This is a genomic window from Halomonas sp. KAO, from assembly GCF_015595025.1.
Taxonomy (GTDB): Bacteria; Pseudomonadota; Gammaproteobacteria; order Pseudomonadales; family Halomonadaceae; genus Halomonas.
In genome coordinates this window covers 55,367-65,334 of the sequence record NZ_JADNRL010000037.1, presented here as the reverse complement: position 1 = coordinate 65,334, position 9,968 = coordinate 55,367, and the positions used below count along the sequence as shown (strand labels likewise).

8 protein-coding genes are annotated in these 9,968 nt (G+C 61.1%); 3 read left to right on the top strand and 5 right to left on the bottom strand.

Annotated elements, in window-relative coordinates; all coding sequences use genetic code 11:
• Positions 1 to 234: 234 nt before the first annotated feature.
• From IOC61_RS16280 to IOC61_RS16270, 3 genes are all read right to left on the bottom strand, one after another.
• Positions 235 to 1,149: a LysR substrate-binding domain-containing protein gene (locus IOC61_RS16280; RefSeq protein ID WP_195689786.1), complete on the bottom strand. Its 915-nt coding sequence runs from the start codon at positions 1,147 to 1,149 to the stop codon at positions 235 to 237.
• A 338-nt stretch (positions 1,150 to 1,487) separates the two neighbouring features.
• The gene (locus IOC61_RS16275) at positions 1,488 to 2,897 is read right to left on the bottom strand and encodes a YfcC family protein (protein WP_195689785.1); all 1,410 of its coding nucleotides are present in this window, start codon (positions 2,895 to 2,897) and stop codon (positions 1,488 to 1,490) included.
• Positions 2,898 to 2,968: 71 nt separating this feature from the next.
• Complete coding sequence (locus IOC61_RS16270; RefSeq protein WP_195689784.1) at positions 2,969 to 4,081, bottom strand: NAD/NADP-dependent octopine/nopaline dehydrogenase family protein; 1,113 nt, start codon at positions 4,079 to 4,081, stop codon at positions 2,969 to 2,971.
• A 688-nt stretch (positions 4,082 to 4,769) separates the two neighbouring features.
• Between IOC61_RS16270 and IOC61_RS16265 the strand changes: the two genes are divergently transcribed.
• Positions 4,770 to 6,206, top strand: coding sequence for an alanine/glycine:cation symporter family protein (locus tag IOC61_RS16265; protein ID WP_195689783.1), 1,437 nt, complete (start codon positions 4,770 to 4,772; stop codon positions 6,204 to 6,206).
• A gap of 94 nt (positions 6,207 to 6,300) precedes the next feature.
• On the opposite strand, the gene IOC61_RS16260 is transcribed toward IOC61_RS16265, so the two are convergent.
• Positions 6,301 to 7,059 (bottom strand): VIT1/CCC1 transporter family protein, encoded by a 759-nt coding sequence (locus tag IOC61_RS16260; protein WP_195689782.1) that lies wholly within the window; start codon positions 7,057 to 7,059, stop codon positions 6,301 to 6,303.
• Positions 7,060 to 7,268: 209 nt separating this feature from the next.
• Between IOC61_RS16260 and IOC61_RS16255 the strand changes: the two genes are divergently transcribed.
• Positions 7,269 to 8,609, top strand: a complete 1,341-nt coding sequence (locus IOC61_RS16255; protein ID WP_195689781.1) for a M20/M25/M40 family metallo-hydrolase — start codon at positions 7,269 to 7,271, stop codon at positions 8,607 to 8,609.
• A 105-nt stretch (positions 8,610 to 8,714) separates the two neighbouring features.
• Positions 8,715 to 8,963, top strand: a complete 249-nt coding sequence (locus tag IOC61_RS16250; RefSeq protein WP_195689780.1) for a hypothetical protein — start codon at positions 8,715 to 8,717, stop codon at positions 8,961 to 8,963.
• Positions 8,964 to 9,051: 88 nt separating this feature from the next.
• Here IOC61_RS16250 and IOC61_RS16245 read toward each other — a convergent pair whose 3' ends face one another.
• A complete protein-coding gene (locus tag IOC61_RS16245; RefSeq protein WP_195689779.1) occupies positions 9,052 to 9,966 on the bottom strand; it encodes a ribose-phosphate diphosphokinase in 915 nt (304 codons plus the stop codon).
• Positions 9,967 to 9,968 lie beyond the last annotated feature (2 nt).

Below are 9,968 nucleotides of genomic sequence, written 5' to 3'. Positions count from 1 at the left end.
CCGCCCCTGACGCGGGACCAGGTACTGCTGATGCAGCGCGACAACCTCGCCGACCCGGACGCGGGCAGCTTCGCCGACCTCGGTATCATGCCGCGTACACTTACTGACAGCCTGCCGCGCTGCCTGGCGAGACAGGGGTAGCACCGCCTAACCTTGGTGATCACCGCCTTTGCCCTCAAACGACGAAGAGCCGAGCATGCGCGGCTCTCTTGCTTCCCTGTGTGCCACGCACATTCAACTCTCCAGGCGCTGAAGCGAAATACCACCTTCCCTAGCCATGGCAAAAAACGACTCGACAAAATGCTCTACCGATGGCGGCACCGGGCGCAAGGCAGGAAACAAGATATGAAAATGGAAAGGAATGTTCGGAACGAAGGACTTTATCATTATGTCCGGGTTCGTTTCTTTTGCATGGTGAGCGGTAAATGGATCAACAATCGCCGCACCGATTCCTTCTGCCACCAAGGCCGAAGTGGAGCTGGCAAAAGATACTTCCAGCACGTCACGACGAACAACTCTGGCATCGGAAAACACCTGATTGACACGGCGCTGCGTGACATCCATTTCGCTGCGAATAAAAGGCTGCGACACGAAGTCTTCTGGTGTCAAGACAGCCTTTTCTGCTAACGGACTACCCGACGGCAAAATAGCCACGCAGCTGCAACGCACTTCCGTACTATGGACCCCCGGACAATTCGGATTGTCGACGGCAGCGAAGCCTACATCACAGGACTGAATCTCTGTGCGACGCAATACCTCTTCAGAGCGATAAGCCTTCAACGTTCCATTGAGCTCGGGAGCCTGCTTAAGAAATTTCCCCAACAGACGCGGCAAGTAATTGTGGGCCAGAAGGGGGAAGGTGTCCACGTGAAGACTGCCCCAGTGGTGGGTGCGGATATCCCTGGCACTTTCCGCCAAGGAGTCCATAGCTGTAAATGCCTTGACCACTTCCAGGTAAAACGCCTTGCCCTGATCCGTAGGCACAAGACGCCCCTTGATGCGTTCAAAAAGCTTGAAATCCACACGACGTTCCAGGGCCGTGATCAGCTTGCTTACCGCCGGCTGGGTCAGGTGTAGCCTTTCCCCTGCTGCAGTCACACTCCCCAATTCATAGACGGCTTTGAAGGCATTCAATTGCTGAAATTTCATTACCCCTCTCTTGGCTCGACGCTACTGATAACAGGGCACATGAGCATTGTCGTTGCTTATTCTCGCCGACCGGACGCTGTCTTATTTGGTACAGCGTGCCTGCTTGCGCTTGCGCTACGGCGTCGACCATACCACAAAGGTCATGCAGCGAGAGCTGGCGGGAGAAAGCCCTTATGCGAGAGAAAGCCCTTATGAGGGAGAGAAGCGACTCTCATGATTACCATGCATGGCAGCCATGCATCAACCTGAATACTGGAATGACGAAAGGCGAAACAAGCAACGGGAGCCGCCTGGCTCCCATTGTTGTTTCGACCGTCTCCTGTTAGACGAATTGACTCTTAGCTTAGCAACACCCCAAGGCTCAACAGCACCATGATCATGATGATGAGCATTGCCAGCAGCGGCGCGGTAAACTTGAACCATCGGCCATAGGAAACACGCCCCATTGCCAATCCACCCATGACAATAGCGGAGGTAGGGTTGATCAGGTTAGGCAGACCCGAGGCAGACTGGAAGGCGGTAACCACCAGGTCTCTGCCCACCCCAACGAAGTCCCCTAACGGTGCCATGATCGGCATGGTCATCACGGCCAGTCCCGAGGACGAGGGTACCAACACTGACAACGCTGCCTCGATCCAGTAGACCGCATTGATGAACGCCACTGGCGACAAGTCCTGAACCATGGACTCTGCCCAATAGATAAGGGTGTGGGTGATATTACCGGCATCCATGATCATCACGATGCCGCGGGCTAATGCGATGACCAGGGCCACCCCTAGCAGATCACGCGCGCCGTCGATGAAGCTGGTGGTTAGCTCCTCCTCTCCCATACGGGCCACCAGGCCTATCACTATCGTTGCTCCCAGAAAGAGTGCCGAGATCTCCGCCATCCACCAGCCGGCCAGGGTGACACCCCAGATCATGACGGCGAAAGTTGCAGCGAAGACAGCCAGCACGAGCTTCTGGGTACGTGTGAACACCACGTCGCCCTGGGTATTATGGCCGTGCAGAAAGTGCGCCTCGTTCTCCTCCTTGAGATCCCGCACCAGTGAGCGCTCGGGCTGACGCTTTACCAACCGGGCGTACCGCATCACGTAGAAAACGCAGATCAGCCAGCCTGCCACCAGAATCACGACGCGCAGCAGCATACCTTGAATGAAGCTGATGCCCGCGGCATTGGAGGCGATTACCGTCGCAAAGGGGTTGATGGTAGACCCCAGGCAACCGATTCCTGCGCCTATCATCACTACCGCGACTCCGGTCAGGGCATCATAGCCCGCCGCAATCATCACCGGAATGATGAGTGGGTAGAAGGCGATGGTCTCCTCTGCCATACCGTAGACGGTACCACCGGTGGCAAAGATGCCCATCAGGATGGGAATCATCCATATTTCTCGTCCCTTGAGTCGCTCCGTGGTTCTCCCGATGGCATTATCGATGGCTCCTGTCCTGGTGACTACCGCAAGAAACCCTCCGATGATCAGCACGAAAAGCGCTACGTCGACTGCTGTGGCGGTATAGTCCGAGTGATTGTAAAACCCGTTGATAGGCGCCAGCAGTATTTCCGATATCCCTTGTGAATTGGCTTCCACGGAATGATAGGAACCGGCGACCGGCACCATCCTGCCCAGCACATCATTCTCGACCATATCGTACTTACCTGCAGGAATGAACCAGGTAAGTATGGCGACAATCACAATAAGCGAGAATAAAATCGTATAAACGGAAGGTAGCCTAAGCCTTTTCATGATCATCTCCGTAATATATAGAATTATTATTCATAAAAATGGCTGCCTTGTTGCATTTACTTTTCCGGAGTTCAGGAAACTGCCTGGCGTATCTGGTCGATGGTCATTTCCGCCATTCCCATTTTTTCCAGAGTGCGTCCGCTCTCCATATAGTCGGTGCGGTTGAAGGCATTGGTAATCGTGAGGACGGCCTGAATGATGGGTGTATTCACTCCCGCCAGCTGGGAAAACTCAAAGCAGGGAACGAAAAGAAAGGGTACGTCTTCGGCAATATAGCGCGCCTGCGGGCCGTCGGGTGCGGAGTTCAACTTTCCGTGAGTTTCCGAAGTTCGATTGATTTCATAAACACTTTCAGCATTCATGTCATATAGCGTATTCATCGCATCGAGTTCAGAGCTCAGCTCAAGACCGAGTGCCTGACCCACCGCCAGGCGCTCCAGATCAAGATCTTCAGCTACTCTAGCGACGGCAGGGGAGCAGCAATCCTTGTAGAAGTTAAAATTTCCGTTGAAGTTTTCCAGCAACCCCATGTTCAAGGTGGTCAGCAGCGGGTGACCTCCGAAGTTAATGTTTTCAAGTCCGGCGGCGATCACATTTTCCAGCGGCGTCAGGGGGATCGGAAAATGAGGTTGCAAACGCTCGATGGCCTGCTGGGTACGGCTGGCGGGAAGCGCTGCCAGCGGTAGCATTTCCTTGATACCTAGAATACCTACCTGGGCTTCACCAGCGATACGCGTTGCCCAGGGAATGGAAATGGCATCGACAAAAGTGACATCCAGATCCTGATAACCTTCCTCGTTCTTGATACGGTTGAGCACCAGGGAGCCATAGTTACCCGGCATCAGCAGAATGAGATGCTCACTGGTGAGATAGGGCAGCATATCGCGAAAAAGCGCTTCCTGGGCGAAGGAAGGTACCGGCATGATCAGCACGGAGGAGAATGCCACTGCCTCTTGAATATCCTTGGTGACTTCCAGCGTTTGAAAGCCCGTAAAGGACATCTCGACACCGTTCACCTGCTCGACGGCTTGGATCCCACCTGCCTGGCGGATAAAGTCGATTTGCTCGTCGAAGCCCTCGGAGCCGAACAGACAAACGTCGGAGCCCAGTAACGAAAAGTGGTAGGCGGCAGTCAAGCCGGCATTGCCGGCGCCCAGTACAGTGACTTTGTTAGTGCTCTTCATGAATATTCACCCCGTTGGGATTATTGCTTGCGTGAGTTGCGCAAGGCTGTCTCAATTCAAAGCAGCCGTCCAAGTCGGAAATACGGGGTATGCATGAATAAAAGTTATGGGCTAGAAAACACCACCCTATGTCATTGTTTTAGTTGTAAATATAGGTCAAAAAGCTTTCGATGATCGTTGTGGAAACCATTTGCGCCTGAAAGTGCCGCCGACAAGTGGTGCCTACCTCGCTGAAGGGGTTGCCGAAACTATCTTCTTAGTCCTGACGCCCAGCGCCATCCGTGACTGCTGCCGCCGCCCTTATTCGCCTGGCGCCTCGCCGCCACCCTGCTCTCCCCACTCCCCTCACCGCCCCTGACGCGGGACCAGGCACTGCTGGCGCAACCCGACAACCTCGCCGCCCCGGACGCGGGAGCTTCGCCGACCTCGGCATCATGCCGCGCACACGCTGCATGACAGCCTGCCGCGCTGCCTGGCGAGCCAGGGGTAGCATCGCCTGCCTTATACCTTGCGCCCGGCATCGTGCAACCGGCCCACCTCCACTTGATAAGCATCGAGAGGCAACCTCTTACCCCTCCCCTGCTGGCAATGAAACGACCACATGAAGATACACCAGCAGAAAAAGTTGCCATCAGGGATGAAAAATGAAGAATGCACGCCCGAACCCATCGCAACACAGGCGACCTTCATGGAATTCTTCAACCGGCTGGTAGATGGCGGCAATGGCCTGCTGTGGGGCAGCGTACTGATCTACCTGCTGATCGGTGCCGGCCTCTACTTCACCGTCATGACCCGCGGCATCCAGTTCCGCTACTTCGGCCATATGTTCAAGCTGCTGCGCCACTCACGCCAGGCCAATGGCGGCATCTCCTCGTTCCAGGCGCTCTCCACCAGCCTCGCGGCTCGGGTGGGCACCGGCAACCTGGCCGGGGTGGCCGTAGCCATCTACTTCGGCGGGCCCGGGGCGATCTTCTGGATGTGGATCACGGCACTGGTCGGCATGGCCACCAGCTTCGTGGAGTCCACCCTGGCCCAGGCCTACAAGGTCGACCACGGTGACCAGACCTTCCGCGGCGGCCCCGCTCGCTATATCGAACGGGGGCTCGGCCTGCGCTGGCTGGCCATTGCCTTCTCGATCTGCCTGGTCATCGCCTTCGGCCTGGCCTTCAACAGCGTGCAGGCCAACTCCATCGCTCAGGCGATGCAGGAGGCCTACGCCGTACCCACCTGGGTCATGGGCCTGATACTGGTGGCGGTCGTCGCGCCGATCATCTTCGGCGGGCTCAAGTCCATCGCCCGGGTCGCCGAGCTGGTGGTGCCGCTGATGGCGCTGCTTTACCTGCTGCTGGCGCTAAGCGTGGTGCTGCTCAATATCGATGACCTGCCCGCCGCACTGGGCACCATCATCAGAAGCGCCTTCGGCCTCGAGCAGGCCGCCGGTGGCGCAGTGGGGTATGCGGTAGCGCAGGCGATCATGAACGGCATCAAGCGCGGCCTGTTCTCCAACGAGGCGGGCATGGGCTCGGCCCCCAACGCCGCGGCCACCGCCACCACTCACCCCAACCACCCCGCCGCCCAGGGCTTCATCCAGATGCTCGGCGTCTTCCTCGACACCCTGGTGATCTGTACCGCCACCGCGGCGATCATCATCATGGCGGGACCCGAGCTGCTGACCGGCGACGAGGCCAACGGCATCCAGCTCACCCAGATGGCGCTCTCCCAGCATGTGGGCGAATGGGGCGGACAGTTCATCGCCATCGCCATCCTGCTGTTCGCCTTCACCTCGGTGATCGCCAACTACTCCTACGGCGAGTCCAACGTGGAGTACCTGGCCGGGCGCCGCCGCGCGCCGCTGGCCATCCTGGTCTATCGCCTGGCGGTACTGAGCATGGTGATGATCGGCTCCCTGGCAAGCCTGGGGACCATCTGGAGCTTCGCCGACCTCTCCATGGGGATGATGGCGCTGATCAACCTGGTCGCCATCCTGCTGCTCTCGCCCGTGGCATTTGCGCTGTTCAGGGATTACGAGCGCCAGCTCAAGGCAGGCGAGGAGCCCACCTTCGACCCCGGCCGTTTCCCCAGGCTGGCCGACAAGGTCGACCCCAAGGCCTGGCCCCGGCGCTGATACTGGGCTGGCTACTGGGCTGGCAGGACACGCGAACGCTTGACTACCCGACAACGCCACGCCCGGACGTGGCGTTGTCGTTTTCTCCCGCCGTTCAGAGGCCAACCCCGAACAGCGCCTGGGCGAGGTGGCCGGTCAGGAAGGCCAGTCCCGCCGCCGCGCCGCCCATCAGCAGGGTACGCACGCCGGAGGTCAGCACCGGCTGGTGATAGACGAGGCTCTTGCCCATGCCGATCAGGAAGAACATCAGCCCGGCGAGCGCGAGGCTGGAGAGAAACTGCCCATTGGCCGTCAGGCCGGGCACGGCGTAGGGCAGAAGCGGCACCGCCCCCACCACCAGAAAGGCAGCGAAGGTGACCAGCCCCGAGCGCAGGGGGCTCAAACCCTCGGTCTGCAGGCCATGCTCCTCGCGCAACATGGTCTCCACCCACAGCTCGCGGTCGCTACAGATGGTCTCGACCACCCGCTCGAGGGTCTCGCCGGCGAAGCCCTTGGCGATGAAGATCTGGCGGATCTCCTCGCGCTCCCCCTCGGGAATCACATCGATATGATGGTGCTCATCGCGGCGCACCCCGTCGACATGCTCACGCTGGGCCTTGATCGCCTCATAGTTGCTGATCGCCATGCTGAAGCCATCGGCCAGCAGATTGGCGAACCCCAGCACCAGTGCCACGGTGGCCGAGAAGCCGGCCCCGAAGGCACCGGACACCACGGCGAAGGTCGTCACACAGCCGTCGATGCCACCCAGGATGGCGTCGGGCAGGCTCTGCCCGGCATTGCCTCCCTGCAGCCGGCGGCGAATGGCCTCCGGATGGTGCTCCGCCTCCAGATCGCTACGCTTGTGCCCTTGCATGCGGACTCCTTCCCACCGGTTGATGACATCGCCCCCCACCTGAGAGGGCCAGTGACTTCCCTCGGCCCCTGCAGGGCCTGGCTGGCTCCATGATAAACTCGGGGGAACATCCACAAGGTAGCCACTGCCGGCACGCCTGGCCTGCATCGCGAGGCCCCGAACTCCGCGGGTCTCGGCCGTGTCGCCCGGCACACAAGGAGAAGCAACGAATGAGCTCTACCCCCTGGACCGCCCCCATGCCCGACGAGCAGTTCGAGCTGATGCGCGAGATTCTCGCCGCCCCGAGCCCGGTGGGACTCGAAGGGGCCATGACCTATGGCGTGCTCAAGCCCCATTTCGAGGGCTTCGCTCCCGAAGGCTGGCAGCTGCACCAGTTCAAGGGGCACGCCAGCGTGGTGCTGGATACCCATCCCGGGCGCGACGATCTGTTCAAGGTGATGATCATCGGTCACGCCGACAAGATCCGCATGCAGGTTCGCTCCATCGGCGAGGATGGCAAGATCTGGATCAACAGTGACTCCTTCCTGCCCAATGTGCTGGTCGGCCACGAGGTGACCCTGTTCAGCGAGGACCCCGAGGCACCGGGCAGCTACCGTCGTATCCAGGGTGGCACCGTGGAGGCGCTGGGCGCCATTCACTTCTCCGACCCCGCCCAGCGCAGTGGCGACAAGGGTATCAAGAAGGAGCAGCTCTACCTCGACCTGCAGATCCATGGCGACAACAAGAAGCAGCAGGTGGAGAACCTGGGCGTGCGCCCCGGCGATGCCATCCTGCTGGAGCGCCCCATCCGTCACGGCTTCAGCCCGGACACCTTCTATGGCGCCTACCTCGACAACGGCCTGGGCTGCTTCGTCACCGCCGAGGTGGCACGCCTGATCGCCGAGGCGGGAGGCACCGAGAAGGTCAGGGTAATGTTCGCCATCGCCAGCTATGAGGAGATCGGCCGCTTCGGCAGCCGGGTGCTCGCCGGCGAGCTCGAGCCCGATGCCATCATCGCCGTGGACGTCAACCACGACTATGTGGCCGCCCCCGGCATCGGCGACCGCCGCATGCAGCCACTGGAGATGGGCAAGGGCTTCACCATGTCGGTGGGCTCCATCGCCAGCGAACAGCTCAATCGCATCATCGAGAGCACCGCCCGGGAACACGCCATCCCCATGCAGCGCGATATCGTCGGCGTCGACACCGGCACCGATGGCATGGCCGGCGTGCTCGCCGCGGTGGACTGCGCGGCCACCTCGATCGGCTTCCCGATTCGCAACATGCATACCATCTCCGAGACCGGCAATACCCGGGATGTGACGGCGGCGATTCATGCCATCACCCGCAGCCTCCAGGCGCTGGATGCCCTGCCCGATCCGCACCGCGAGTTTCTCGACAACCACCCGCGCCTCGACACGGCCAGCCCGCTTACCCACCGTGGCGGTGACAAGCCCGGGAATACGCAGGAAAACCAGGAGCTGATCACGGAGAGAGGGCCCGCGACGCCCCGAATGCCTGGCATTCGGGGCGCTATCGTGTGTGGCATCGACCATGCCGCCGAGGAATGATGCACCAGCGACATGGGGGGTGATGCAACGGAATCGGGATTCGCTCTCATTCCCGACAGGCAAGGGCTATGATGGCCTCACAGTCACCAGTTCAGTGAGAGCGACATGCACCCCTTTCTCGTCGATGTCTTTGCCATTCATCCCCGCGGTCAGGAGCAGCATCTCGGTGGCGGCATCTTCCATGCGGCCAGCGCCGACGACGCCGAGGAGCTGGCCACCCAGGAGTTCTGGCAATCCCGCCTGACCGACCAGGGTTACGATATCGGCTTCCGCACCGACCAGCCCGACACCGGCTGGAAGGTCATGAGCCTGGAAAGCCTGCAGGCCTTCGCGCCGCGTCAGGCCTACGCCTGATACACGACACGCCTGGAACGCTACAGAGCAACGCCCAGGCTTGTTATCCGCGCCGCCCCTCGGGGCGGCGCTTGCGTTGGCGCCCCCGCTACCTCCGTTCCAGCAGCCGGGCCAGAGCCTCGGCCAGCACCGGCGCCATGTCGATGGCGTTGCTCGGGTGAGCGATGCAGTCGGTGCTCCACACCTGCCCCACCCCGGCCGCACGAATCACCGCCAGGGCATCCTCGGCGAACAGGGCATGGGTCAGGGCCACATCCACCGAGTCCGCGCCGGCCGCCAGCAGCGCCTCGGCAGCACGGGCCACCGTATGCCCTGAGCTGGCCACGTCATCCATCAGCACCACCTCGCGTCCCGCCACGGGAATGTCGGGCAGTTGAATCGACACCTCGCGGTCACCGTGTCGCACCTTGCGACACACGCCATGATCACCGCCGATGACCTCGGCCGCCCTGGCCACCCACTGACCCGCCTCCTCGTCGGGCCCCAGCAGCAGCGCTCCGGGGCGCCTTTCGGCGACCAGCTCGGCCAGCCGCGGGGCGCCGGATAGGGCCAGCGCCTGCTCGAGGGGAATCGCCTGCTCCAGCCGCTCGATACGATGCAGGTGAGGGTCCACCGTGATCACTCCATCAAACAGCTCCGCCAGGAAGCCCCCCACCAGGGTCTGGCTGACGATCTCGCCGGGATGGAAGGCGATATCCTGGCGCATATAGGCGAGATAGGGCGCCACCAGCAGCAGGCGTCCCACGCCCTGGCGGCGGGCGTGGCGCGCCAGCAGCAACAGCTCCACCAGCTTGTCATTGGGCCTGTCCAGGCTGCGGTAGATCACCAGCGTCTCGGGAAAGGCGCCCTTCTCGGTAAAGGGCAGGGTCAGCTTGAGCTCGTCATCGGGGAAGCGGTGGCGGTCGACGGCCAGCGCCTGCAGGCCGGAGGCAGCGGCCAGGCGGCGCGCCGCGGCGGCTTCGTCGGCGAAGTGGAGCAGTACGGCTCGGTGATCTGGGCTCACGG